General features: G+C 41.0%; 22 protein-coding genes. 6 read left to right on the top strand and 16 right to left on the bottom strand.

The genetic code is table 11. The annotated features are described in order from the left end of the window. Positions 1-16: 16 nt before the first annotated feature. The 10 genes from AC570H_RS05940 to AC570H_RS05895 form a co-directional block, all read right to left on the bottom strand. A complete protein-coding gene (locus AC570H_RS05940; RefSeq protein WP_497352695.1) occupies positions 17-517 on the bottom strand; it encodes a hypothetical protein in 501 nt (166 codons plus the stop codon). Between the two features lie 63 nt (positions 518-580). Then, positions 581-1,678, bottom strand: a complete 1,098-nt coding sequence (locus AC570H_RS05935) for an acyltransferase family protein (RefSeq protein WP_497352693.1) — start codon at positions 1,676-1,678, stop codon at positions 581-583. A 172-nt stretch (positions 1,679-1,850) separates the two neighbouring features. Next, a complete protein-coding gene (locus AC570H_RS05930) occupies positions 1,851-2,768 on the bottom strand; it encodes a hypothetical protein (protein WP_497352691.1) in 918 nt (305 codons plus the stop codon). Between the two features lie 338 nt (positions 2,769-3,106). Beyond that, complete coding sequence (locus tag AC570H_RS05925) at positions 3,107-3,835, bottom strand: (Fe-S)-binding protein (RefSeq protein ID WP_497352689.1); 729 nt, start codon at positions 3,833-3,835, stop codon at positions 3,107-3,109. 24 nt (positions 3,836-3,859) lie between these two features. Beyond that, a complete protein-coding gene (locus tag AC570H_RS05920) occupies positions 3,860-5,197 on the bottom strand; it encodes an MFS transporter (RefSeq protein ID WP_497352687.1) in 1,338 nt (445 codons plus the stop codon). A gap of 55 nt (positions 5,198-5,252) precedes the next feature. Next, positions 5,253-6,434 (bottom strand): NRAMP family divalent metal transporter, encoded by a 1,182-nt coding sequence (locus AC570H_RS05915; RefSeq protein ID WP_497352685.1) that lies wholly within the window; start codon positions 6,432-6,434, stop codon positions 5,253-5,255. Next, a complete protein-coding gene (locus AC570H_RS05910; protein WP_497352683.1) occupies positions 6,424-7,083 on the bottom strand; it encodes a 5-oxoprolinase subunit PxpA in 660 nt (219 codons plus the stop codon). The genes AC570H_RS05915 and AC570H_RS05910 overlap by 11 nt, the downstream gene beginning before the upstream one ends. A gap of 50 nt (positions 7,084-7,133) precedes the next feature. After that, complete coding sequence (locus tag AC570H_RS05905; RefSeq protein ID WP_497352681.1) at positions 7,134-8,087, bottom strand: 5-oxoprolinase subunit C family protein; 954 nt, start codon at positions 8,085-8,087, stop codon at positions 7,134-7,136. A 16-nt stretch (positions 8,088-8,103) separates the two neighbouring features. Beyond that, on the bottom strand, positions 8,104-8,808 hold the full coding sequence (gene pxpB, locus AC570H_RS05900; RefSeq protein WP_497352679.1) for a 5-oxoprolinase subunit PxpB: 705 nt from the start codon (positions 8,806-8,808) through the stop codon (positions 8,104-8,106). Positions 8,809-8,890: 82 nt separating this feature from the next. Next, the gene (locus AC570H_RS05895) at positions 8,891-10,786 is read right to left on the bottom strand and encodes a RecQ family ATP-dependent DNA helicase (RefSeq protein WP_497352677.1); all 1,896 of its coding nucleotides are present in this window, start codon (positions 10,784-10,786) and stop codon (positions 8,891-8,893) included. Positions 10,787-10,862: 76 nt separating this feature from the next. Between AC570H_RS05895 and AC570H_RS05890 the strand changes: the two genes are divergently transcribed. The 3 genes from AC570H_RS05890 (at position 10,863) to AC570H_RS05880 (ending at position 15,016) form a co-directional block, all read left to right on the top strand. Further along, a complete protein-coding gene (locus AC570H_RS05890) occupies positions 10,863-14,114 on the top strand; it encodes an amidohydrolase family protein (protein WP_497352675.1) in 3,252 nt (1,083 codons plus the stop codon). A gap of 40 nt (positions 14,115-14,154) precedes the next feature. Further along, on the top strand, positions 14,155-14,628 hold the full coding sequence (locus AC570H_RS05885) for an SRPBCC family protein (protein ID WP_497352673.1): 474 nt from the start codon (positions 14,155-14,157) through the stop codon (positions 14,626-14,628). A 145-nt stretch (positions 14,629-14,773) separates the two neighbouring features. After that, a complete protein-coding gene (locus AC570H_RS05880) occupies positions 14,774-15,016 on the top strand; it encodes a hypothetical protein (protein WP_497352671.1) in 243 nt (80 codons plus the stop codon). Between the two features lie 47 nt (positions 15,017-15,063). Here AC570H_RS05880 and AC570H_RS05875 read toward each other — a convergent pair whose 3' ends face one another. Next, positions 15,064-16,254 (bottom strand): BaiN/RdsA family NAD(P)/FAD-dependent oxidoreductase, encoded by a 1,191-nt coding sequence (locus AC570H_RS05875; protein ID WP_497352669.1) that lies wholly within the window; start codon positions 16,252-16,254, stop codon positions 15,064-15,066. Between the two features lie 301 nt (positions 16,255-16,555). On the opposite strand from AC570H_RS05875, the gene AC570H_RS05870 reads away from it, so the two are divergent. Together AC570H_RS05870 and purE are read left to right on the top strand one after the other, a co-directional pair. Next, entirely contained in the window at positions 16,556-17,695 is a 1,140-nt protein-coding gene (locus tag AC570H_RS05870; protein WP_497352667.1) for a 5-(carboxyamino)imidazole ribonucleotide synthase, read from the top strand. 120 nt (positions 17,696-17,815) lie between these two features. Then, positions 17,816-18,301, top strand: coding sequence for a 5-(carboxyamino)imidazole ribonucleotide mutase (purE, locus tag AC570H_RS05865; RefSeq protein ID WP_497352665.1), 486 nt, complete (start codon positions 17,816-17,818; stop codon positions 18,299-18,301). Between the two features lie 95 nt (positions 18,302-18,396). Here the strand turns inward: purE and AC570H_RS05860 are convergent, their stop codons facing one another. Further along, a complete protein-coding gene (locus tag AC570H_RS05860; protein ID WP_497352663.1) occupies positions 18,397-18,960 on the bottom strand; it encodes a YqgE/AlgH family protein in 564 nt (187 codons plus the stop codon). Between the two features lie 113 nt (positions 18,961-19,073). On the opposite strand from AC570H_RS05860, the gene pdxH reads away from it, so the two are divergent. Continuing rightward, positions 19,074-19,724, top strand: a complete 651-nt coding sequence (pdxH, locus tag AC570H_RS05855; RefSeq protein ID WP_497352661.1) for a pyridoxamine 5'-phosphate oxidase — start codon at positions 19,074-19,076, stop codon at positions 19,722-19,724. Between the two features lie 44 nt (positions 19,725-19,768). Here the strand turns inward: pdxH and AC570H_RS05850 are convergent, their stop codons facing one another. The 4 genes from AC570H_RS05850 to AC570H_RS05835 all read right to left on the bottom strand — a co-directional run bounded on the left by AC570H_RS05850 (position 19,769) and on the right by AC570H_RS05835 (position 25,518). Next, a complete protein-coding gene (locus tag AC570H_RS05850) occupies positions 19,769-20,350 on the bottom strand; it encodes a hypothetical protein (protein WP_497352659.1) in 582 nt (193 codons plus the stop codon). A 207-nt stretch (positions 20,351-20,557) separates the two neighbouring features. After that, complete coding sequence (locus AC570H_RS05845; protein ID WP_497352657.1) at positions 20,558-20,998, bottom strand: hypothetical protein; 441 nt, start codon at positions 20,996-20,998, stop codon at positions 20,558-20,560. A gap of 10 nt (positions 20,999-21,008) precedes the next feature. Beyond that, positions 21,009-22,469 (bottom strand): RagB/SusD family nutrient uptake outer membrane protein, encoded by a 1,461-nt coding sequence (locus tag AC570H_RS05840; protein ID WP_497352655.1) that lies wholly within the window; start codon positions 22,467-22,469, stop codon positions 21,009-21,011. A 10-nt stretch (positions 22,470-22,479) separates the two neighbouring features. Next, complete coding sequence (locus tag AC570H_RS05835) at positions 22,480-25,518, bottom strand: SusC/RagA family TonB-linked outer membrane protein (RefSeq protein ID WP_497352653.1); 3,039 nt, start codon at positions 25,516-25,518, stop codon at positions 22,480-22,482. Between the last annotated feature and the right edge of the window lie 34 nt (positions 25,519-25,552).

The raw sequence follows: 25,552 nt of genomic DNA, 5'->3' as shown, positions 1-25,552 counted from the left end.
AATCGCCATTTGAAAATTATTTCGGCTGTAGGCCAACTTTGCCGAGGTAGGCTTTTTGGATGTTTAAAACCTCATCTGGCTGTGTATTTAAGGCCTCATATTTCGAAAGGAGCTGCTGGTGCAAAGCTTTCTTTTCTTCAACGGCTTTTGTTTCGACAAGCTTTTTGGCGGTTGCTCCATAATCGTTGATTGCCTGCAGGTATTTCACCACGCCGTTGTGAAAGGCCGCTGCTTCTTCGCTTGGTTTCAAGTCTTTCAGGTTATCTAAATCCAATTGAGAGTTTGTAACCAAGTTTTCGGCTGTAGATTTATAAGTCAAAGAATCGCCCATTGAAGGCGCATAAAGTTTTACCGTATCCCTAAATACACTATCGGCTTCATCAATCTTTTTCATCTGGTCTAAAAAAATAGATGAGGTTTTTTCATTGTATGCATATTCTTGGTTAGACGAGCAACCGATGTATACGGCGCCGATGCATAACAGGACGATAAATTTGAGGGTATTGAAAATCTTCATAAAAACTGAGGTTAAATTTTATCAAAAAACAAAAATCGTGTACAAATGTTTAGCCGGCCCACCTTAATCATTGCTTTTGAGCATCTTTTTCTTCAAGTAATTGCGCAATGGCGAATCGATATAGGCCATTACCACATAAGCAAAAACAATCAAGAGAATTACCGATACCGGAATAACGATCCATAGCAGCGACAAAGCAGGTTTCACTACTGCTACATAGGTTAAGAAGATCCAAACAAAAGGATAATGGGTCATGTAAAGCGGATAGGATATATCGCCCGAAAACTTACATATCTTTTTAAACGGCGTGGCCAAGGTAGCTCCCGCCCCTAATGAGACCAACAGAGGGTAATACAAGAGGATGATGATAGGTTCTACAAGCCAGTTATAGGCATCGGCATAAGGGAATAGAAAGCTGAGCAATAGCAATAAACCCATGCTGATGAAGCCCAATTTGCTTTTGATGATCCAATTGCACCTGTAAACGAGCATTCCCATTAAAAAAGAAAAGAAAACCCTTACACCGCCATCTGCAAAGTTTGGACCACCCCAGCCTCCAGCTAAATTGCCCGACTTGCTGGCTACATAGCAAATTAACAAAGCCGCAATCACGGCGAGTGCCATCAGCACCTTGTTACTGAGCTTGCACAGTACAAAAACGTACAAGATATTGGCAATGTATTCCCAAAACAGCGACCAGCTTGGTGCATTTAGGCAAAAGAGATTGAGGTAACGCTCCGGCATAGATGGATATGGAACCAGAAAAACCGAAGCCAAAAAGATAAGTGCTGTTTTGCCAAAACCATAAACCGAGAAAAAATCGCTAAAAGGATCAAAAAGAAAGGTAAGCAATCCTAATACTGAGCCGATAATGACCAAGGGATGCAAACGGATCAGCCTTAATTTAAAAAACTGTTTAAAGCCTATTTTTTCGACGCGTTCATTATCATAGGCATAGGCAATGACAAATCCCGAAAGACAAAAGAAAAAATCGACAGCCAGGTAGCCATGGCCTATAAAGTTTTTGCTGTAATCGGTAATGGCGATTTCCATAAAGTGAAAAACGACAACTGCTATGGCTGCTATCCCTCTTAAACCATCTAAGATTTCGAAATGCTGTTTAGTTTTTAATAGGTCGGTGTTGTTTGATGTGATATTCATTAAGGTTTCATGGTAAATGTGTTTCAATAATAACGATTTACAGCCTGCACACCAAAAAATCTCTCAATCACATCGGTTTTTCCACGTAAAAAATTTGCTAACATCCGATGGAGAAAGCGCATAAAAAAGCCCTCGACAAATGCCGAAGGCTTTAAAAACTTATGGAGTAAAATTAGTTAATTACGATGTTTCTAACCTGACCGCCTGAAGCACCTCCACCTTGACGGCCTTGACCACCCTGAAATCTCTTCATCATGGCTTCCATCTTGGCTTTGTATTGCTCAGCAGTAATTGGCACTGCTTTTTTAGGGGCGGTTACGTCTTTTGTACTTACACCTCTGTATTCGATGCTTTTAGCCAATGTGCTGTTACCTTTATTTTCGATCGCTAAAACTGTGCCCTCTGTCCATAGATTAGGATTTGGAGAGAAGTTGAAACCCAAGTCATTGGTATACCATAAAGCAGTTTCGTCAACGATATCTCTTTCTACATCTAATACTTTTGCCTTACGGATTGTTTTTACGATCACTTTATTACAGTTGAAACCTAAAATCTTTTTGGTCTCGTCGCTTTTAACGATTTCCTGTGTTGGTGGAACCGGTAAAAACTGTACAGCACTAGTACTGGCCTGTGCATTGGCATTATTGTTTTGTCTAGCACCCATGTTAAAACCTGGCGCATTTAAGGCCACAGTAAGCTTGCTTGGCATGGCATAAGTAGTATCCATTAAATCGAATACTTCAGTCAATTTTTGATCGGCAAAAACATAATAGTACTCTCTAGCGCCACCTGCACCACCAAAACGCATCATCATACGGCCCATACCGCCTCCGCCACCACCATTGCTGTCTTCGGTATCTTCTACGGGCATGTAACTTGCATTGGTTGCGCTAAACAACAATTCAAAATTGGTTTTCACCGATTTCGGCATACGTGCTTTCATCTCATCTGTTAACTGGATACCATTGGCCGATGCCATAGCCGCCGGATCTAAAGTGGTTTCAAATTGTATTGCTCCAGATTTCTTTTGTGCCTCAGCTGTTAGGGCAAGTGCAAACAAGCCAACAAAGGCAATCATTATCTTTTTCATTTAGTATTTATTTTTTAATGGTAATGAAGCAATCACTGGGCATTTTCCTGGTTTTCTCCTTGGTATGCCAATGACGGTTTCATTGATATTTCTATTGTTTTTGATACTACAAATTTATCGTTGTTTGAAGACAATTAATGTTAAAAAAAGTTAATTTCTCCAGAACATATCTATTCTTTTACATAATTGTGAAATTGAGAGTTTAATATTGGGTCGATGGCGTATAGTCTATAGTTAATAGCTTATAGTGCCGAATTATTGACCAAAATTCATCATTGCGAGCCAGCGAAGCAATCTCTCTCAAGATAGCTTGTTGGTGAGAACACTAACAAGGGAGCTTAATAGTCAAGCCAACCATTCGCAATCACATCGGCGATGTGCATGGTTTTTAGTGGAATGTTATTTTTTTGGATATAGCCATCCAAGTGCATCAGGCAAGACAAATCGGTAGAGATGATGTAATCTGCCTCCATTTCGAGCGCATTATTTACTTTTTGCTCGGCCATGGCCGACGAGATGGCATCGAACTTAACGGCAAAAGTACCACCAAAGCCACAGCACATATCGGTATCTTTCATTTCGAGCATTTCCAATCCGTGTACCTTAGCCAGCAATTGCCTTGGTTCTTCCTTGATTTTACATTCGCGTAAACCGCTGCATGAATCATGGTACACCGCCCTTCCTTCTAGTTCGGCACCGAAGTAATCGCGTTTGAGTACATTGATCAAGAAATCGGACAGTTCGAAAATATTCGACTGCATGCTACGGCATTTGTTGTGGACAATCGTATTGGTAAACAGATCGTTGAAACCATTTTTAACCATCCCCACACAGGAAGCAGATGGTGCTACGATATAATTGGTTTCTGAAAAATCGTTCAAGAATTTATTGCCAATGTCTTTGGCCTCTTCCCAGTAGCCTGCATTATAGGCTGGCTGCCCACAGCAGGTCTGTTTGGCATTGTAAGCAACCTCACAGCCGGCTTTTTCTAATATTTTTATGGTATTAAAGGCAGTTTCTGGATATAACTGATCAACAAAACACGGTACAAATAACTCTATCTTCATTCTAGGTAGTTGATGTTAAAAACCTCAATCAACTGCGTCAACAGATTTTGGCGCCACTCGCTTAAGGGACAGCAAAAATAGCAATCCTAAAATAAAAAATGCAGTTAATGCGATAACAGAATTTCGCATGCTGCCACTTACTTCTTCAATATAGCCAAAGCTGAACATCCCAAATACGAGTGCTACTTTCTCTGTTACATCGTAAAAACTAAAGAAAGAAGTATGATCTGGGCTTTCTTGAGGCAAAAATTTAGAATAGGTAGAACGCGATAAAGACTGGATACCACCCATAATTAATCCAATAACCGCGGCAAGCACGTAAAACTGCATTTCGGTACGGATAAAATAAGCAGCTACGCAAGAGCCAATCCATATCACCACTACGCCAATCAGCACATTAACGTTACCGTATTTCTTAGTCGACAGGTATGACATGAGCATAGAACCTGGGATCGCTACCAACTGTAAAATCAAGATGGTGGCAATCAGTTTAGAGGTTTCCAAGTGCAGTTCTTTCTCTCCAAAAATAGTAGCCACCAGCATTACGGTTTGTACACCCATCGAGTAAAAGAAGAAAGAGAAAAGAAAACGCTTTAGATAAGCCATTTGCTTTACCTGCCCCCAAACCTTTTTCAGTTCTTTAAAGCCACCCGTCATTACATTCTGTTTCTCCGTTTTAAAATTCGGACTTCCCTTTGGCAGTTTTCTAAAAGGAATCTGCGCAAAAAGCATCCACCAGATCCCTACCATTAAAAACGACAATCTTGCAGGTGTAGAAGCATTTACAATACCAAACCAATCTGGCTTAAACACAAATACAAAACAGATAATCTGCAAAATAATACTGCCAATGTAACCATAGGTATAACCTTTAGCACTTACGCTGTCTTGCTGGTCAACTGTAGCAATTTCGGGCAAATATGAATTATAAAACACTAAACTGCCCCAAAAACCAATGGCGGCCAACACGAACATGATCATGCTAAAATCAAGTGTTCCAACACCTGTATCTTTATTGAATTCGAAAAAGAACAAACCACAACAAGCCAAGCCTCCCAGATAAGTAAATATCTGCATAAAAACTTTTTTGTTGCCTCGTGTATCGGCTATCGATGAAAGGATCGGCGAGAGAATAGCGATTACCAAAAAGGCAAAGGCCATGGCATAGCTGTACAGTGCCGAATTGACAAATTTTCGTCCAAAAAACGTCACATAATCAATAGTAGCATCGTCTTTATCGCCAGTAATGGCCGCATAATAGGCCGGAAAAATAGTGGAAGTAATCACCAAGTTATAAGCAGAGTTGGCCCAATCGAAAAAGGCCCAAGAGCGGATAACTTTCTTATCGTTTTTTGCTTGCATAATTGGCACTAAAAGTAGTAAAAAATATTATTGCTTCATTAACCATTTCTATGTTTTAAAAAAGCAAATCGGCAATGGCTTTAATGCCCATATAGGCCATGGCCAGTACCACTACCCAACCTGCTACAGACAATATAATCGGGTGTCTATATACGCCCATTAGCTTCTTTTTATAGGCTGCCATTAAAATTATAGCTAAAGCAAAAGGCAAAATTAGTCCGTTAATTGCACCTGCAGCTACCAAAACCTTTACGGGTTGCCCCACCATTAAAAAAACCAAAGTAGAAAACAGGATAAAAACAATGATGATGTGTTTAAACTTCCGAACAATGAAAGGATGTAATACTTTGGCAAAAGTAACAGATGTAAATGCCGAGCCCACTACGGAGGTAATGGCAGCGCTCCATAGCACCAATCCGAATATTTTATAGCCTATTTGTCCAGCCGCACTTTGAAAAACCGTTGCTGCCGGATTATTGGTACTTAACGTTATTCCCTGCCAAACAATACCCAACGCTGCAATAAACAAGAGCATGCGCATGAGCGACGCGATTAATATGGCCGAAACGGCACTTTTGGAAACCTGTTTAAGGTGCGCGCTTCCAGTAATTCCTGCTTCTAGCAAGCGATGGGCACCCGCAAAGCTAATATACCCACCAACAGTGCCACCAACAATGGTAAGAATAATAGTTTCATTGATTTTATCGGGCATAAATGTCTTAATCAGAGCTTCGCCCATTGGCGGATGAGATTGAAAAGCAACGTATAAAGTAAGGCCGATCATAATCAAACCTAAAGCCTTTGCAAAAACATCTATTGCTTTTCCCGCTTCCTTAAAGAGAAATACCGCTATCGCGATGCCACAACTGATCAACGCGCCAGTTGCTACGCTACAACCCGTTAAAACCTGCAGGCCAAGGCCTGCACCAGCAATATTCCCGATATTAAAGGCGATCCCTCCTAAAATAATCAACACAGACAATACGTAACCAGAACTTGGCAAAATCCGATTGGCCAAATCTTGTGCATAGAGCTTGCTGATGCTAATGATGCGCCAAATATTCAATTGTGCACCGATATCGATCAATATAGAAATTAGGATTACAAAGCCAAAACTGGCCTTAAGCTCACCCGTAAATTTGGTAGTTTGGGTGATAAAACCAGGGCCAATTGCAGAAGTAGCCATTAAAAAGGCCGCCCCAACGAGCGGTCCAGACAAAAACGACTTATTTTTCATATATTTTTTTATTTATCGCCTTTGCCAATTTAACAGCATGCGCACCATCACCGTGCAGACAAACGGTATCAGCTTCGATTAAAATCTCTTCTCCAGTTACTGCTTTTACTTTTTTCTCGGTCAAAAACCTCAACACTTGAGCAATAACTTCCTCTTCATTGTGCAATAGTGCATTAGCATGGCTTCTTGGAGTTAATGTCCCATCTGGCTGATAACTTCGATCTGCAAAAACTTCATTTGCAGTTGCCAATCCAAGCTTTCTTGCCTCTGTTATCATTATAGAACCAGAGAGGCCATAATAGATTAATGATGGATCAAAATCTTTTACGGCCTGCGCTATTGCTTTGGCAATTACGGCATCTTTCGCCGCCATATTATACAGCGCACCATGAGGTTTTACATGATGGAGTTTTGCACCATATAAATGTGTAATTGCTTGGATGATATTTAATTGCTCAGTAATTAAGTTATATATTTCTAAAGCCGACAACTGCATTGCCGTTCTCCCAAAATTTTCCCGGTCTAAAAAAGATGGATGTGCCCCGATATGTACCCGATGCTGCAAACACAGTTGAACAACCTGTTTCATCGTGTCTTCATCTCCGGCATGATAGCCACAGGCAATATTGGCCGAATTAATAAAAGGCATGAGCTCGGCTTCGTTGCCTACCCCCTCGCCCATATCGCAATTGATGTCAATCAGCATAATTTAGCTTTCTTAAAGTTTATGGTACAGGCCCATTTAATTTCGTTCAGTAGCTTTTGCCTTCTGATGAGCAAATCTTCAGCCTCTAGCAGCGAAATAATGGTAAATTTAAACGATTGTCCTGGTTTAAGCTGCGCCAATTTCGGCAAATCAACCTTGGCAACCGAAGCGATGCGCGGATAGCCTCCCGTTGTTTGATGATCAGCCATTAACACAATGCAATTACCCGATGGTAAAAGCTGGACAATTCCAGTATCTACAGGCGATGAAATGAGGTCTATCGACTTTTGCAGAGACAGCAACTGCCCTTCAAGTTGATAGCCCATGCGGTCGCTTTGCCTGCTCAGCATAAAAAACTGACGGCTAAAGTCGTTTTTTGAAGTCTCTGTCAATAACTCATATTCCTTTCCTGCAATGCATCGAATCTCGTTAACAGGACTATAAATCTTATCTAATTCTTGTTGGGCAATTTGCCAAGGCATTATTTTGTTTGCTGCGAATGGGATATGACCCGACAAAAACCCGATTACATCATCCTTTCCAATTGTTTTGCCCCAAAAACCACCTTTTGCTAATTTGAGATGGGTACTATAACTGCCCAACCATTTTTCTGCTTGCCATCCCCCTTTTACCGCCAGATATGCTTTCGAACCATTAATGGGTTGATTAAATTTTAAAATCGATCCTTTTTTCACTGCCATTGTCCTCCATAAGGGAACAGATGTTTCATTGATCATGGCAACAAAATCTGCACCGGTTAATGCAATAATGGCGTCTTCTTCAAACCTCAATGCAGGCGCAGGAAAATTAAGCTCCAATACCGCTTCACCACCATCGTTATTGCATAAATAATTCGCTGCCAATATTGCAAAAGGGTCCATGGCACCGCCACTTCCAACCCCGATGTATCGAAATCCGAATCTGCCACTAGCTTGCATCGTAGCCATTATGCCGGGTTTAATGCTACGAATACTCATTTAACGTATTAAAGGTTGTTTCATCAATCGCGGTAAATTGAATATGGTCTCCAGGCTTTAGCAAGCAAGGAACAGTTTTTTCGGCATCAAATATTTTGATTGGCGTTTGCCCGATCAATTGCCAGCCACCAGGGGAGTGTAAGGGGTAAATGCCCGTTTGAAAGCCAGCAATGCCTACACTTCCAGGATTTACCAAGGTACGGGGTACCTCATGCCTTGAAGTGGCGATACGTTCATCCACCTTACCCATGTAAGCGAATCCCGGCAAAAAGCCGATCATAAATACCCTGTATATTTTCTGTATGTGGATTTCTATTACTTCGCTTATAGAAAGTTGATGCTTTTCGGCTAGGCGAGGTAAATCTTCACCATTATAATAAACTGGAATAACAATTGGCTTATTATTTATTTGGTTGGTTCTTTGTGCTAAATCGGCAATTAATTTTGTTGTAAAATCCTTTACCAGTTCAAAGGCACTTAAATGATTAGGGTAAGAAATTCTAACCGTAGTTGGGTCATAAAAAACCACCAGGGAGCAGTAAGCCGGAACCGATTCTACAAATCCTTGAAAAGCACTTTCGGCAAAAGCCTGATGGAGTGCCATTACCCTATCGTTTATCTCTTCGTCAATTTTATTTTCGAAAGATACCAGCAAAGCTGTTTCGTTAAGTGCTGCTATAGAATATTCCAAAAAACAGATTTTAAATAGGTAAAAATGAATTCGGGCAAATCTTCTCGACAAAGAAACACCCCTATCCAAACATAACAAAAATCTATTTCAGATAATATTTTTTGCCGTCTGTTTTAATCTTGCCGGCATCGAGCAGTTCTCTGATCCTATGGATGCGTTCTGTTTCTGTCCCTATTTTAAGTTCTTTTACCAGTTCATCCAGGGTGTAGGCATCGCTTTGCAGGAGTATAATCAATTCAAAGTCGATCTTGTCATTAAGTTCCATGGCTTCTTCCACTTTCCTTTCGGCCAGGCAGATATCGCAAAAACCACATTTCTCGGCATTGGTTTCGCCAAAATACTGCAGCAATTGTTTGCTTCTGCAGGTTGCCGTGCTTGCGTAGGCTTGTACTGCATTAATCTGATCTTGTTGCAATTGCTGCCGTTGTTTGATGTATTTGACATCAACGTCCAAATGGTACTGATCGGCCCTTGGCAAAATAAACTGCAATTGTGGCTGGTCTGTTTGTGGCAAATAAGAAAGGATTTGCATTTGTTGCAGGCGTTCCAGGTGTTTCACCACATCGTTAAACGAAATTTTTAAACGGTTAGACAAATCTGATTCCTTAATCTTCACATAATTATCAAAAGCACCGCCATACGAACGTTGGATGGTTTTGATCATCGCATCGTAACCCGAATTTTCGATCTGGAAACGATAAACATCTTCATGGCTTGCCGTAAACATCAAACGCGATTGGAGGTAAACATTTTCTGAAACCGAAATGTAGCCGTCGTGTTCCAAAAATTTTAATGCCGACAATGTCTTGAGTACGCTCAGGTCGAATTTTCTGCAAAAATCGGCTACATCAAAGCCAAAACTCAATCCCTCTCCTGCCCCAAAAGCCAACTGGTAATAGCTGCCCAAATAATGGTAAACTTTTTTAATTTCTTCTACAGTTGGATAGGATTCTGCGTATTTGGCGTTTAAAATCAATTGATCAGATTTATTGGCCAGCAATACGCCATAGGCCCGTTGTTCATCGCGCCCTGCCCTGCCCGCTTCCTGGTAATAGGCTTCCAAGCTATCTGGCAAATCCATGTGCACCACAAAACGTACGTTAGGTTTATCAACCCCCATTCCAAAGGCATTAGTAGCCACCATAATCCTGATGACGTCTCTTTTCCAATCCTCTTGTTTTTGAAAACGGACATCGCGCTCTAAGCCCGCATGGTAAAAATCAGCCTTTATGCCGTTTCTCTGCAAAAAATGGGCAATGGCAGCGGTTTCCCTACGGTTCCGCACATATACCAAGCCAGAGCCCTTTACGTTTTTCGTAATCTCGAGCAGCTTTTTATGTTTATCGTCCATATCAAAAACCACGTAGCTGAGGTTTCTGCGTGCAAAGCTTTTTACAAATACCTGTGCATTTTTAAGCTCCAGTTTTTGGACAATATCTTCTCGTACAAAGGGAGTTGCAGTAGCCGTAAGCGCTAATACCGGCTTATCAGGATGGATTTCGCGCAGTTTGGCCAATTGCATGTAAGGAGGCCTAAAATCATAGCCCCATTGCGAAATACAATGCGCCTCGTCAATGGCGATGAGGTTTACGTTCATGTAGGCAATGCGGTCGCGAACAATTTGCGAAAGCAGTCGTTCTGGTGAGAGGTACAGGAATTTGATGGGGCCATAGATGCAGTTATCCAACAAAATATCGATCTCCCGCTTGCCCATGCCCGCATAAATGGCTACAGCCTGTATACCTTTGGCCTTGAGGCTCTCCACCTGATCTTTAATTAAAGCCACCAAAGGAGAAACCACGATACAAATGCCATCCATTACCATAGCCGGCACCTGAAAGCATATAGATTTTCCCCCACCCGTAGGTAACAGGGCCAGGGTATCTTGCTGGTTCAATACTGATTGGATGATTTCGTATTGGAGTGGCCGAAAGGCATCAAATCCCCAATATTTCTTTAATATCTCCGCTTCTATCATAAAAAGGTCTCATCAAAACTATAAAAACGGACTGATATTATTAAATTGCGGGCTCAATTAATAGCAATCTGATACGATGAGAAAATCCTTACTCTTTTTAAGCTTCCTTTTTGCCACCACATCTTTAACGGCACAAGATAAAAAAGAAACCGCTAAGTGGGACGTAGAAAAATACAAGGGACAAACAAAAAACTTCAGCATCAGCACAGATGAAGGCACTTGGATGAACCTTGATGTAAGCCCAGATGGAAAAGAAATTGTTTTTGACTTATTGGGCGACATCTATACCATTCCTATTGCCGGAGGGCCAGCTAAATTGCTCAGTGGCGGGATAGCATGGGACGTACAGCCAAGATTTAGTCCGAACGGCAAGTATATTTCGTACACCAGCGACAAGAGCGGCGGCGATAACATTTGGCTCATGGACCGTGATGGAAGCAATAAAAAACAGTTGACCAAGGAAACTTTCAGGTTGCTAAACAATGCAACGTGGATGCCGAACAGTGAATACCTCATTGCCCGTAAACACTTTACCGGAACCCGTTCTTTAGGAGCCGGAGAAATGTGGATGTACAGCATTTATGGTGGCGATGGCATTCAGTTAACCAAAAGAAAAAATGACCAACAGGATGCCGGAGAGCCAAATGTTTCGCCAGATGGCAGGTACCTTTATTTTAGCGAAGACGTATCTCCAGGTCCTAATTTCGAATACAGCAAAGATCCAAACGGCTTGATCTATGCCATTAGGCAATTAGATATGAGCAATGGTAAACTGAGTAACCTGATTGCAGAGCAAGGTGGTTCGGCACGTCCACAAATATCGCCAGATGGCAAATTGATGGCCTATGTAAAAAGAGTACGCCTAAAATCAGCGTTGTACATTCAAAACATCAAAACTGGTGAAGAATGGCCGTTATATGAAGACCTCACCCACGATCAGCAGGAAACCTGGGCCATTTTTGGGGTTTATCCCAATTTTGCATGGACACCCGATTCAAAACGGATTATATTTTATGCCAAAGGGAAAATCAAGCAGATCGACCTCAGCAATTTATATGTAAGCGATATCCCTTTCGAAGTAAACAGCAGCCAAACCGTACAGCAGTCCCTCCATTTCGAAAATGAGGTGTTTGCACCCGAATTTACGGCCAAAATGATCAGGCAACTCGCTACTTCGCCCGATGGCAAAATGGTAGTTTTTAATGCTGCTGGTTATCTCTACAAAAAAGAATTGCCAAACGGTGTACCAGAGCGTATAACCAACGGAATTGATTTCGAATTCGAACCTGAGTTTAGCATGGATGGCAAATTTGTAATCTACACTACTTGGAGCGACGAATTTAAGGGAGCGATTAAAAGAACCGACCTTAAAACTGGTAAAACCATTTCGTTAACTGATGAAAAAGGCTATTACTACTCTCCTTCTTATTCAAACAAAGGCGACAAAATCGTTTACAGAAAAGGAGTTGGCAACGAAACCTTAGGCCTTACCTACGGCAAAAACACTGGGATTTTCATCATGTCGGCCAATGGCGGACCAAAGACCTTGATCAGCGAAAATGGCATTAAGCCTCAGTTCAATAGCGACGATACCCGTATTTATTTCCAGGGCTACGAAGCTGGCAAAAAAGCCTTTAAAAGCATGGACCTGAATGGTGGCAACGAAAGAACACATTATACTTCGCAATATGCCACGCAGTTTGCACCAAGTCCAGATGGCAAGTGGATGGCTTTTACCGAACTGTTTAACGCCTACATTACCCCAATGGTAACTACAGGAACGGCCCTTGACCTATCAGCAGGCAATAAAACCATTCCTTTAACCCGCGTTACCAAAGATGCTGGAACTTACCTACACTGGGCTGCCGATAACAAAAAACTCTTCTGGACCTTGGGCGAACAATATTATAGCCGTGAAATTAAAAATGCTTTCACTTTTGTAGAAGGCGCGCCACAAACTCTTCCTGAACCAGATACTGCAGGAATTGCAATTGGCTTAAAGCTAAAAGCAGACCTTCCAACCGGAAGCTTGGCCTTAAAAGGGGCAAGAATCATAACCATGAAAGGTGATGAAGTAATTGAAGAAGGAACCATCTTATTAGAAAACAACAAAATTGTAGCAGTGGGTAAAGTGGCCGATGTAAATGTGCCTGCCAATGCCAAAGTGGTAGATGTAACCGGCAAAACCATTATGCCTGGAATTATCGATGTGCATGCGCACCTGCGTACCAGTCCAGATGGGATTAGCCCACAACAAGATTGGTCTTACTTGGCCAACCTAGCATTTGGGGTGACCACCTCTCACGATCCATCGAGCAATACAGAAATGGTATTTAGCCAAAGCGAAATGCTAAAAGCGGGCAGAATGATTGGTCCACGTTTGTATTCAACAGGCTCTATCCTTTATGGTGCCGAAGGCGATTTCAAAGTGGTAATTAACAGCTTGGATGATGCATTGGCACATTTAAGAAGATTAAAAGCGGTAGGTGCCTTCTCTGTAAAATCGTACAACCAGCCAAGAAGAGACCAACGCCAACAGATATTAGAAGCGGCTCGCCAATTGAAAATGGAAGTGGTACCAGAAGGTGGCTCGACCTTTTTCACCAACATGAATATGGTGGCCGATGGACATACAGGTATCGAACACAGCATTCCGGTAGCTCCGGTTTACAAAGATGTAGTTACTTTTTGGAACAATACCAACGTAGCTTACACGCCTACGCTAATTGTTGCTTACGGTGGCCAGTGGGGTGAAAATTACTGGTATGACAGAACCAATGTTTGGGAAAATGAAAGATTGTTGAACTTCACGCCAAGGGCGATTATCGATGCGCGTTCGAGAAGAAGAACCACTTCAGAATATGGCGATTATGGCCACATCGAAGTTGCTAAAGCCGTAAAACAAATTGCCGATGGTGGAACGAAGGTAAACCTGGGCGCACATGGACAAATCCAAGGCTTAGGCGCACATTGGGAGCTCTGGATGTTGGTGCAAGGTGGCATGAGCCCTTTACAGGCCATTCGTTGTGCTACGTTGAACGGCGCTTCTTATTTGGGCATGAACCAAGAAATCGGTTCATTGGAAGCCGGCAAATTAGGCGATTTAATTATTATGGATTCTAATCCTTTGGATGACATTAGAAACTCTGAAAAAATCAAGTATGTAATGGTGAATGGTCGTTTATACGATAGCATGACCATGAACGAAACCGGAAGCAGAGAAAAAGTGCGTTCTAAGTTATGGTTCGAATTGGATAAGGGCGTTGCATTTTCTATTCCTTACAAAATATCTGATACCTGGACTTTTACGGTTCCGCATTGCGATTAGTTGAAATGAGTATCAAGTATTGAGTATCAGGTATCAAGAAATGAAAAATTCTACAGAAATCATTCTTCATACCTCAATTAACGCTCCCATACAAGTAGTATTCGATTGCGCCAGAAGTATTGATATTCATGAATTATCAACGGCTAAAACCAACGAAAAGGCTATTGCAGGTCGAACCAGTGGTTTATGCGAACTAGGCGACGAAGTGACTTGGCGCGCCAAGCATTTTGGGATTTATCAAACCTTAAGTTCAAAAATAACCAAACTAAAAGCACCCTTTTATTTCCAAGACTGCATGGTAAATGGTGCTTTTGCTTTTATAAAACATGACCATTTTTTCGAAGAAAAAAATGGCATTACCTTAATGAAAGATGTTTTTTGTTATGGCGTGCCTTATGGCTTAGCTGGCCGATTATTCAACAAACTGGTACTTAAAAAATACATGACCGATTTATTGGCGACTAGAAATCGGGTGATCAAGGAGGTAGCTGAAAATCATCATCAATCCCTCTAAAAGATTCCATTTCATGCAATCATAAAACTACCCTTGTTAGGCCTGCTATTCTTTAAAGGAGAGCGAAACCATTTGCATTAGCTGATTAATTACCCTAGATTCATTAGTCAAAAAATTTCTATCGTCTCATTTAAACCCTATAATCATGAAAAATAAAGACGTGAAAGTACCTTCTAAAGCTCATTCTGGCCAACTGCTATCTAGAAATGAACTTAAAAACATTAAAGGCGGATTTCCAAACAGGTGTTGGAATAATGGCAGAGGCTATATTGTTTGCTATGACAATGGCGATATTTCTTATTTCGACAGGTGTTGCGACAGTATGGAAGATGCACAGGTTTTTTGTGGCGGATTGGCCTATACCTGTAGATATAACGACGTAGCCTAAAGAAGCTTTCATCTTACTGGTTGGTATCCCTGCCAACCAGTAAATCTCTAAATGTTTTGCGCGATGACGAATCCGCTAGCCCAAGCCCACTGAAAGTTATAGCCCCCAAGCCAACCCGTTACATCTACACATTCGCCTCCAAAATATAATCCTGGTATCTTCTTGCATTCCAAGGTTTTTGAAGAAAGTTCTTGCGTATCGATCCCACCACGCATCACCTCTGCTTTGTCATAGCCTTTATCTCCTGCCGGCTTAACCTTAAATTGATGGATGATCTGTTGGATGCTTTCCATTTCTACTTTGCTTAAATCGGCTACGGTTTTGCCCAAAGGCAAGAATTTGCCTAAAGCATCGGTAAACTTCTTGGCATAAAAGCGGTTCAGCAAAGTAGAAAGCAAGGTTTTTCCATTATTCTTACGCTCTTCTTCAATAAGTTCGAGTATGTTTTGGCGAGGCAACAAGTTGATGTTAATGCTTTCTCCCCTACGCCAGTAACTAGAAATCTGTAAAATAGCCGGTCCGCTCAATCCCCAATGCGTAAACAGGATATTCTCTTCAAAAGACATCTGGTCGTTGCTTACCTCGCAAAACACCGAATTGCCCGAAAGCTGCGCATACCACTCTTCATCTTTGCCTGTAATAGTTAGTGGCACCAATGCTGGCGCAGTTTCTACAATGGCCAATCCATTGCTTCTGGCAAAGCGCAGGGCAAAATCGGTCGCCCCCATTTTCGGAATGGGCAAGCCTCCGCTGGCCATTATTACCTTTGGGGCTGTACAGGTCTTGAGTTTGTCGCCTTTGATATAGCTCACCTTAAAACCATCAACGGTTTGATCGATTGATTTCACCTCGGCATTGCACCTGATTTCCTGTTCCATTTCTTCGCAAAGCGACGTAAAGACTTCTACCACATCCTTTGCTTTTTTCCCATCGGGAAACAATTGGCCCAAGGTTTTTTCCTGACCAACAATCCCGTAGGTTTCGAAAAAACTGATGGTATCTTCAACTGTCCATTGCTTAAAGGCTGATTTTAAAAAATGCGGATTGGCTGTAATGAACTGCTCATCGGTAGCCCACTGATTGGTAAAGTTGCATCTTCCGCCTCCCGAAATCAGAATTTTGGCGCCAGGCTGGTCATTTTTTTCGAGCACCAGCACTTTTTTGCCTAAGAAACCGGCCTGTACCGCACACATCAATCCACAAGCTCCGGCACCAATAATTATCGCATCTGCATCCATTTTCACAAAGTTATAAGATTTAAGTATTACGTTGTAAGTTTAAAGACGATGACAGCAATATGTTTTTAAATAGCCCCGACAGCAGTGTGCACGGAGCGAAACGGAAGTAAAACGGATGGCGGGACACCTTTCTGTTAATAGCACAGGCCTTGCGCTTCTTAAAATTTATAATTTATCTTAAGACATTTAAGGCTCGGATAAAGCTATTTTGAAACTTACATTTCTTCTATTACTTATCTGGTTAGAAATGCCTATCAACAAATTTATATTTGCTATTTTTGTGCAAAATTTATATCCAATAATGGCAAAACAGATAAGCGAGCTGAAATTAGGAATACTAGGCGGTGGACAATTAGGTAGAATGCTGATACAAGAAGCGATCAATTACAATTTAACCACGCTGGTGCTCGATCCAGATGCCGAAGCCCCCTGCAAAAATATCGCAAACAAGTTCGAATGTGGCTCCATTACCGATTTTGATACGGTTTATAATTTTGGAAAGAAAGCTGATATCATAACGATCGAAATCGAAAAAGTAAATATCGATGCCCTTGAACAGCTAGAAAAGGAAGGAAAGCTGGTTTTCCCACAATCGAGGGTAATCCGTTTGATACAAGACAAGGGCGTACAAAAACAGTTTTTCAAGGAAAACGATATTCCAACAGCTCCTTTTCAATTGGTTAATTCAAGGGAGGAAATGAGCAATAGCAACTTCAGCTTTCCTTATATCCTTAAACAGCGAAAAGATGGTTATGACGGCAAGGGCGTGATGAAAATCAACAGTCAGGCCGATTTGGAAAATGCTTTTGAAAGTCCGTCGCTAATTGAGGAGTTGATAGATTTTGATAAGGAAATTGCAGTAATTGTGGCCAGAAATGCCAATGGGGATATGAAAACCTTTCCTTTGGTAGAGATGGAGTTCAATGCCGAAGCCAATTTGGTGGAGTTTCTGATCTCACCCTCAACTTATCCGGAAAGTGTTCAAGACAGGGCAGAAAAAATTGCCATCAACATTGCATCGGCTCTAAACATTACGGGCCTTTTGGCTGTGGAAATGTTTGTAACCAAAGATGGTGAAATCTTAGTAAACGAATTGGCCCCAAGGCCACACAACAGCGGCCATCAAACCATAGAAGGCAATTATGTATCGCAGTTTGAGCAGCATTTAAGGGCTATTTTTAATCTGCCTTTGGGTGATACGCGTTCCATCAGCAACGCGGTAATGATTAACCTGTTGGGCGAGAAAGGCCACGAAGGCGTTGCCAAATACGATGGCTTGGAGAAAATAATGGCTATTGATGGTGTATACGTGCACTTATATGGCAAAAAATACACCAAACCCTTCCGTAAAATGGGCCATGTAACCGTAGTGGATCAAAACCGCGAACATGCCATTGAAAAAGCCAGGTATGTGCAACAGACGCTGAAGGTGGTATCGTAAAGCGTCAGGCGATTAGGGTTAAGCGTTTGAAGTAATTTGGGTTAATATAACGCTATACGCAATACGCCTTACGCAAGACAATGAAAAGAATTAAAGGATTAAAGAAAAATATAAACAACCATGAGTACAGTAAAAGTTGGAATAATAATGGGCAGCAAATCTGATTTGCCCGTAATGCAAGACGCCGCAGACATTTGCAAACAGTTTGGGGTTGATTTCGAAATTACTGTGGTTTCTGCACACCGCACGCCAGAGCGCATGTTTACCTACGCTAAAGAGGCTGCACAAAGAGGTTTAAAAGTGATTATTGCCGGCGCTGGTGGCGCTGCTCATTTACCAGGCATGGTGGCTTCAATTACTACCCTTCCGGTTATTGGCGTACCAGTTAAATCATCAAACTCTATTGATGGCTGGGATTCGATCCTTTCTATTTTACAAATGCCAAATGGCATACCTGTCGCCACAGTTGCTTTAAATGCCGCAAAAAACGCAGGCCTATTGGCTGTACAAATTCTATCTACTGCAGATTCTTCTTTAGCAGATCAAATGCAGGCCTATAAAGACGAGCTACGCAAGAAAGTGGAAGAGAGCGCGTTGGATATGTAGGTTTAGTCCGAAGTCCTTAGTCTAGAGTCCGAAGTTTGAATATATGCTTTCGCTTTGCTTTCAACTAATGACCAATGCATTAATGAACCAATAAACTAGTTCAAACTTGGATCACTTGGGAAATTACTTACATGAGCATACTTTGGACCTAAATTAATAATTACTTCGCGCCAGAGTTCTTCTTCGTTGTGGGAAAATACTACATCTTGGTGGTATTGGTCTGAAACAATCCAGGTATTTTCTGCTATTTCTTCATCTAGCTGCGATGGCGACCAGCCCGAGTAGCCCAAAAAGAATTTAACCTCGTGAGCCTGGATACTGTTGTTATTCACTAAGATCTTTAATGTTTCAAAATTCCCTCCCCAATAAATGCCCCTGGCTATTTCTTCGCCACTGGCCATTTTTTCATAGCAGCGGTGGATAAAATGAATCGTATCTACCTCAACTGGACCGCCAATAAATACTGGATAATCCGCTTGCCACAAATCTGGAACCAAGTCTTTTAAGATGAGATTGCTTGGCTGGTTGAGGATAAAACCCAAGGTTCCCTCCTCTCCGTGATCGGCCAACAATACAACCGAGCGTTTAAAGTTGGGATCACTCAAAAAAGGCTCAGAAATCAGTAATTTTCCTGCTGATGGTGCTGTTTTGCTTAACATTTGATCAATTTAAGAAACCGTGGCGATTTTACCAAAATGATATCAAATCTTGACAGTAGCAACAAATTATATTCCGATGAAGAAAAACTCGAACTAAAGGCTATTTTTGTGCTATGGAGATATCAGAAGAAATGCTACAAAATCTGCGTCAGGACTATCGTGCAGCCTCACTAAGCGAAAAAGACGTGAACAGCAACCCGATCAAGCAATTTGAAAAATGGTTTAAAGATGTTTTAAACAGCAAAGTTGCCGAACCTAGCGCCATGACTCTGGCCACAGTGGATAAGAGCAACAGACCTAATGCCCGCATTGTGCTGCTCAAAGGATTTGACGGCAACGGATTTGGCTTTTACACCAACTACTTGAGCCAAAAGGGCAAAGATCTCAAAAAAAATCCAGCGGCATGCCTGGTTTTCTTTTGGCCAGAATTGGAGCGCCAAGTTAGGATTGAAGGCAAAGTTGAAAAACTGAGCAAAGAAACTTCAGAAAAGTATTTTCACAGTAGGCCATTTGGCAGTCAGATCAGTGCCATTGTATCTCCACAAAGCCAAATCATTGCCGACAGAAAGATTTTAGAAGAGAAAACCGAAGAACTGACCCAGCAATACGAAGGCAAAACCGTACCTAAACCTGCACATTGGGGCGGTTATATTGTTAAGCCTACTTCAATAGAATTTTGGCAAGGACGCCCGAGCCGTTTGCACGATCGTTTGAAATATGAACTTGTTGAAGGCAAGTGGCTGATTAACCGATTGGCGCCGTAAAACCTTAAAACAAAAAGCCCGTGGATTAATCCACGGGCTTTTTGTTAGCTTTTAGTTTTGCTGATTTCAAAATAGTATTCAAACAACTTGAGAATGTCTTTATCCTCTTTTAAATTAAGCTTGTTGGTTTTTATATACTCGCTTAATTCGGCGTTTTTATCACCTATTGCTCCTAAAATAGCCTTTTCGTTCTTGTTAACTTGTATAGGCTTGTTGTCTGCCTTAACTACGTAATAGACATCTCTCCCTGTTATTTTCTTGACAGTTGTGGCCGAATTAAATTCTTTGTTTTCGAGTATACTCTTTATGGTCTTTTTAATAAATTTTACATCGCCATCAGACAATATTTCATAAAAGGACTGTTCCGTATTTTTTCCTACTGGCTTAAATCCGGTTCTAAATAGTTTTTCATTTTTCTCAACTCCAGGGAAAGCTATCTTAAACTCAAGAACAGGCTCGGTAAGTTCCCATGTTTCTCCTTTTGAATTTAAGTAGAGCAATTTGTCGGTAACCTGATCGTATTTTAAGTCAACTCCATTTACGATTTTATTGTCTGCAAACCGGATGATTCCTTTTGCCCAGGCATCCATTAAAAATGGCGATCCCGAAACATCTGTATAGCTCATTGCCATAATCGGCTGTCCTCTTTGATCTTGAAGGTTTACCTGTTGTGCACTTGCAGTTGTTGCCCACGTCAAGCCAAAGGCAAAAAGAGCTGTTAAAAATTTACGGTTCATTAGATTTTTCATAGTTGATGTTTTAAAATATAAAACTACTAAAAAACCCTTAGCACGAGGCCAAGGGTTTTAATTAACTATTTATTATTCAATTAACTATTGAGTAATTGTTAAAGTATAAGTTTTGTAATTCTGGCTTACACCAATTTGGCCATTGCCACCTAAGGTTAGAATTACCGTTCTTGTACCAGCTGGTATATTGGCAGGAATTGCAGTTACAACAATATTAGCTGAGCTAGAATTTGCAGGAATTGTTACTTTTCCAGCTGTACCGCTAAGGGTGTAATCTGTTCCTTGTACTCCTGTTCCAGCAATCGTATAGCTAATTTCTGTTGCTGAACTTTGCTGGTGACCCACTAACTGAACAGCTACAGTGGCAGTACCTGGAGTAGCTACCGTGCCTTTTTTTACAGAGGCCGTAATAGCAGTGAATTCTACCACATCAGGACCTTCATATAGGTTATCTCTGTCTTTCATACAAGACATAGAAGATACGCTGATCAGTGCGATAAGGAATATATATATTTTATTTTTCATAATCTTAATATTAGTATCCAAAGTTTTGTTTGATTTTAGGATTGTTTTGAACTTCTGTAAGTGGAATCCTTGCCAACAATCTGAAATCTGTAGCCGCAATTGTTGAACTTGGTGTTGCGTTTGCAGGAAGTGTTGCATTTGATTTATTTACCGGAGAACCAGTTCTCAACAAATCAAACCATCTTTGTCCTTCATAAGCCAATTCAACGCGTCTTTCTTTCAAAATAGCATCAAGTGTTACCGGAATGCTCGCTAAACCTGCTCTCAACCTAATTTTATCCAAATCAGCTTGAGGAGTGGCTCCAATAGCTGTTCCATTTCTAAAATTGGCTTCTGCACGAGTTAGGTAAAGTTCACTTACACGTAGTAACTTGATGTTATCAATCTGAGGACCCTTGGCTGCAGGGTATTTCTGGTTCCACAAAATAGTTTCAGAACCTTTAACCAACTGTACCAATATATCTTTTCTTACATCACCTGTTGCATAATCAGCTACCAGGTTAGCCTGAGGTGCGGCATCGCCATAACCAGCTCCAGAAGTACCTACCGGATTAGACCTGGTGTAGATAGAGCTCAATCCATCAGAACCTAAGCTTTCTGTGAGTTCGAAGTTTAGCTCGAACAACGATTCAGGAGAATAAGGAGAAGAAGTTGTCCAGATGCTTTTGTAGGCATCAGATTTTTGAGTTGGTGTAGCAGCAACACCTGCATCAACAAAAGTACCTACACCTGCGCCTAAGGCAGAAGTAGCAAAAGTTGCTGCATCTTGCCAATCGCCATTATATAAAGATACACGAGCTCTTAAAGCATGGGCAGCTGCCAAATTAGCTCTTTTTGGAGCAAATGCATTATCCAATAATGTAATAGCAACGTCTAAATCTTTTTTGATTTGGGTATAAACTTCGTCTACCGTGCTTCTGCTTGGGTAAGTAATATCTTCAGGATATTTTTCTACGTACGACAAAACAATTGGTACGCCTAAATTTCTTCCCGAAACAATATTTTTTGGATTGTAACCATAGGTTTTAACCAAATCGAAGTATACAAGTGCCCTGATAAAATAAGCCTCGCCTGTTAACTGTTTCTTTCTCAAAGGAGTTAATCCAGTCACAATATCAGCATATTTAATCGCACCATTTGCACGGTTGATCAGGTTATAGCCCAAAGCCCATATATCCAGGCCTGAACCAATGGTATTATTAGATTCGTTTACAAAACGGTTAGAATTTGTATTCACAATACGCATATTGTCAGACAATACTTCTGGAATTACAAAATAATTTCTTCCATAGTAATTCACGCTTTGCAATGACTCGTAGCAACTGTTCACCAATCCTTCAACACCAGCTGCCTCTTTTAGCGCAACCTCCGCAGAGATTGAATTCTTTGGCTGAGTTTCTAAGGTTTTTTCACATGAGCTTACAGCAAAAGTTGCCACAAGCGCCATTGATATAATTTTTATTTTTTTCATTTTAATAAGATTAGAAGCCAACATTAATTCCAAACGTATAGTTTTTAAATTGTGGATACTGACCAAAGTCACCACTGGCATTTACGAACTCTGGGTCAACACCACGGTATTTTGTGATCGTCCATAAGTTAAGTCCTTGAGCATATATTTTAACCGAACGCAACTTAACTGCCGATAGCCAAGATTTTGGCAAATCATAGCCCAAGCTAATCGATTTTAACCTGATGTAAGAACCATCCTCGTAGAAACGGTCAGATATTGCATAAGACGAACTGTGGTTAATGCCACCTGAACTTGCAACTGTTCCACCAAAATAAGGTTTAGGAATGCCTGTAAACTGACCAGGAGTTGTCCAACGGTCTAAGTTGGAAGCATATTGGTTCCTGTCAACCGTAGAACCACCTCTTTCAAAGAAAGTTGCATCTTGATTCAACACCAAGTTTCCGTAGCTGAATTGGAAGAATGTACTAAATGAAATTCCTTTATAGTTGAATGTGTTAGTTAAACCACCAGTATATTTCGGATTCAAATCGCCAATATAAGTTCTGTCTGTAGATGCGTTCTGGGCATAAGTAATGTTGCCATTACCATCGTACCACATTGCACGGCCATCGGCAGGGTTAACACCTGCAGACCTATAAGTATATACAGAGTTAATCGGACGACCAACTGCAATACCAAAGTTACCACCCAATAAAGTTTGTCCACCAACTAGGCTTACAATTTTATTTCTGTTCAAGGCAATATTTGCATCAGTTCTCCAAGAGAAATCCTTGGTTTTGATGTTTAGTGTAGAAAGTTCAAACTCAAAACCTCTGTTTCTCATTTTACCAACGTTTTGGTTGATTGAGGTAAAACCAGAAGTTAGCGGAAGTGGCTGGGCCAATAACAAATCAGAGTTTACTCTGTTGTAATAACCAATTGTTCCACTGATACGATCCCTGAATAAATTAAATTCCAAAGCCACGTCTAAAGTGGTTGCTTTCTCCCATACCAAATCATCATATCCAAGGTTTGATGGGCCAACGCCTGCTACCAGCTGAGAGCCAGTACCACTTGTTACATAATCGCCAATCCTTGCATAAAGTGCTCTTGAATCAAAGTTTCCAATAGCTTGGTTACCTGTTCTACCATAACTGGCTCTCAATTTCAAGTCTGTTACAAAACTTACGTTTTTCATGAAATCTTCTTGAGAGATCCTATACGATACCGCACCTGCAGGGAACCATCCGAAACGATTGTTAGCTCCAAACCTCGATGAACCATCATACCTTACTGTACCAGAAAGATAGTATTTGCTGTCATAATTATAATCTGCCTTTGCGAAATAACCTGCGGTACGGAAAGTGGTATAGCCACTTCCTGCAGTGATCAAAGAAGTACCCGAAGAAACTTGGGTAAATAAATATGACGGTAGATTTTGAGATTGAGCAGTAGTGGTGGTATTTACCTCGCTGCGATAGTTGAAACCAATAATAGCATTAAGGTTGTGTTTGCCACCAAATGTACCATTGTAGTTTAAAGTCTGATCTGTTTGAAAGTTCACGTTACGTGTATTTGCAGCTAATGCATCGCCATTAGTTGATCTTCCATCACCAAATCTTGGATCCCAGAAACGGTTTTCGGCAATGTCAATATAATCTACACCCCAGCTGCTTCTAAATACCAAAGCATCCGTAAAGTGATACCTAGCTGCACCGTTACCTGTAAATTGGTTACTGGTAGCTTTTTGCTGATTGATTTTTGCAATTTGAAGAACGTTAAATTGATCATATGCGCCTGGCAGGTTATTGTTGTAAGTACCATCTGCATTGTAAATCGGGTTATTTGGCGACTGTAATTGAGCCGTTCTGCTAATGTTACCAAAAGCACCTGCACTTGATGTTGTATTTTGGCTAATCGTGCTTAAGCCCAAACTGGTTTGGAAATCTAGTTTTTTAGACGCCTCATGGTCTAAGTTAACCCTTACGTTTCCACGCGCGAAATCTGTACCGATTACTTGTCCTTTTTGACTATTGTAACCACCAGCAATGTAAAATCTGGTTTTCTCATTACCACCTCTTGCCGAAAGTTCATAATTCTGGGTTAAACCTTTTTGAGAAACCGCATCTAGCCAATCATAGGTTGGCACCTTATCGATAGACCCAAAAGGAGTAACATACGTATTATAAAAACTATTGTATTGTGTAGAAGTAGCGCCATAACGGTTAGCATAAGCTTCTAAAGATAACTGGATCCATTGCGGACTGGTTAACAATTTAGGTTGGCTAATGAAATCATTGTAACCCACATAAGAATTAAAGCCAAACTGGGTTTGTCCACTCTTACCTCTCTTAGTAGTAATGATTACAACACCACTGGCGCCAGAAGCACCATAAATAGCTGCAGAAGAAGCATCCTTTAATACGGTTAATGATTCGATATCATCAGGGTTTAATGCACTCAAGGCATTTGCACTAGTTGTTGCCCTAGTTAAATCGCCCGAACTTACCTGAACACCATCAATTACGTACAAAGGACTGTTACCCGCATTGATTGAACCAATACCCCTGATTCTTACGTTAATTGCAGCACCAGGAATACCACTTGAAGAGCTCACCTGAACACCTGCAAGTCTACCCTGCATTGCCCTGTCAACACTTTGTACCGGCAGGTTTTCAATATCCTTGCCCGAAATTGTACTGGTTGAACCAGTGATGTCTTTCTTGGCTTGTCTTAAACCAAATCCGGTTACCACTACTTCTTCTAAATTGGTGTTCGATTCCAATTTAGCATTAATTACAGTCCTTGTTCCAATAGTTTCTGTAACTGTTCCCATACCTACAAACGAGAATTCGATTGTTTTGGCCGTCGATGGAGCCACAATTGAGTACGTACCATCTGAATTGGTTTGAGTTGCTGCAGAAGTACCTGTGATTCGTACAGAAACCGATGGGATTGGCAGACCATCATCTGCTCCGGTAACTTTACCGGTAATTGTTTTGTTTTGGCCATACGAATAGCCAAAAAAGAGCATCAAAACAATTAAACTTAGTAGATTTTTTTTCATGTAAGTTAATTTGAGATTAATAATAGATTAATTA

Source organism: Pedobacter sp. B4419, from assembly GCF_059693725.1.
This window is presented reverse-complemented; position numbering and strand designations above follow the sequence as displayed.

Bases quoted from the DNA above. Each gene is read 5' to 3' on its own strand.
- AC570H_RS05940 (WP_497352695.1), bottom strand. From the start codon at position 517: ATGAAGATTTTCAATACCCTCAAATTTATCGTCCTGTTATGCATCGGC.
- AC570H_RS05935 (WP_497352693.1), bottom strand. From the start codon at position 1,678: ATGAATATCACATCAAACAACACCGACCTATTAAAAACTAAACAGCAT.
- AC570H_RS05930 (WP_497352691.1), bottom strand. From the start codon at position 2,768: ATGAAAAAGATAATGATTGCCTTTGTTGGCTTGTTTGCACTTGCCCTA.
- AC570H_RS05925 (WP_497352689.1), bottom strand. From the start codon at position 3,835: ATGAAGATAGAGTTATTTGTACCGTGTTTTGTTGATCAGTTATATCCA.
- AC570H_RS05920 (WP_497352687.1), bottom strand. From the start codon at position 5,197: ATGCAAGCAAAAAACGATAAGAAAGTTATCCGCTCTTGGGCCTTTTTC.
- AC570H_RS05915 (WP_497352685.1), bottom strand. From the start codon at position 6,434: ATGAAAAATAAGTCGTTTTTGTCTGGACCGCTCGTTGGGGCGGCCTTT.
- AC570H_RS05910 (WP_497352683.1), bottom strand. From the start codon at position 7,083: ATGCCTTTTATTAATTCGGCCAATATTGCCTGTGGCTATCATGCCGGA.
- AC570H_RS05905 (WP_497352681.1), bottom strand. From the start codon at position 8,087: ATGGCTACGATGCAAGCTAGTGGCAGATTCGGATTTCGATACATCGGG.
- AC570H_RS05895 (WP_497352677.1), bottom strand. From the start codon at position 10,786: ATGATAGAAGCGGAGATATTAAAGAAATATTGGGGATTTGATGCCTTT.
- AC570H_RS05890 (WP_497352675.1), top strand. From the start codon at position 10,863: ATGAGAAAATCCTTACTCTTTTTAAGCTTCCTTTTTGCCACCACATCT.
- AC570H_RS05885 (WP_497352673.1), top strand. From the start codon at position 14,155: ATGAAAAATTCTACAGAAATCATTCTTCATACCTCAATTAACGCTCCC.
- AC570H_RS05880 (WP_497352671.1), top strand. From the start codon at position 14,774: ATGAAAAATAAAGACGTGAAAGTACCTTCTAAAGCTCATTCTGGCCAA.
- AC570H_RS05875 (WP_497352669.1), bottom strand. From the start codon at position 16,254: ATGGATGCAGATGCGATAATTATTGGTGCCGGAGCTTGTGGATTGATG.
- AC570H_RS05870 (WP_497352667.1), top strand. From the start codon at position 16,556: ATGGCAAAACAGATAAGCGAGCTGAAATTAGGAATACTAGGCGGTGGA.
- purE (WP_497352665.1), top strand. From the start codon at position 17,816: ATGAGTACAGTAAAAGTTGGAATAATAATGGGCAGCAAATCTGATTTG.
- AC570H_RS05860 (WP_497352663.1), bottom strand. From the start codon at position 18,960: ATGTTAAGCAAAACAGCACCATCAGCAGGAAAATTACTGATTTCTGAG.
- pdxH (WP_497352661.1), top strand. From the start codon at position 19,074: ATGGAGATATCAGAAGAAATGCTACAAAATCTGCGTCAGGACTATCGT.
- AC570H_RS05850 (WP_497352659.1), bottom strand. From the start codon at position 20,350: ATGAGCTATACAGATGTTTCGGGATCGCCATTTTTAATGGATGCCTGG.
- AC570H_RS05845 (WP_497352657.1), bottom strand. From the start codon at position 20,998: ATGAAAAATAAAATATATATATTCCTTATCGCACTGATCAGCGTATCT.
- AC570H_RS05840 (WP_497352655.1), bottom strand. From the start codon at position 22,469: ATGAAAAAAATAAAAATTATATCAATGGCGCTTGTGGCAACTTTTGCT.
- AC570H_RS05835 (WP_497352653.1), bottom strand. From the start codon at position 25,518: ATGAAAAAAAATCTACTAAGTTTAATTGTTTTGATGCTCTTTTTTGGC.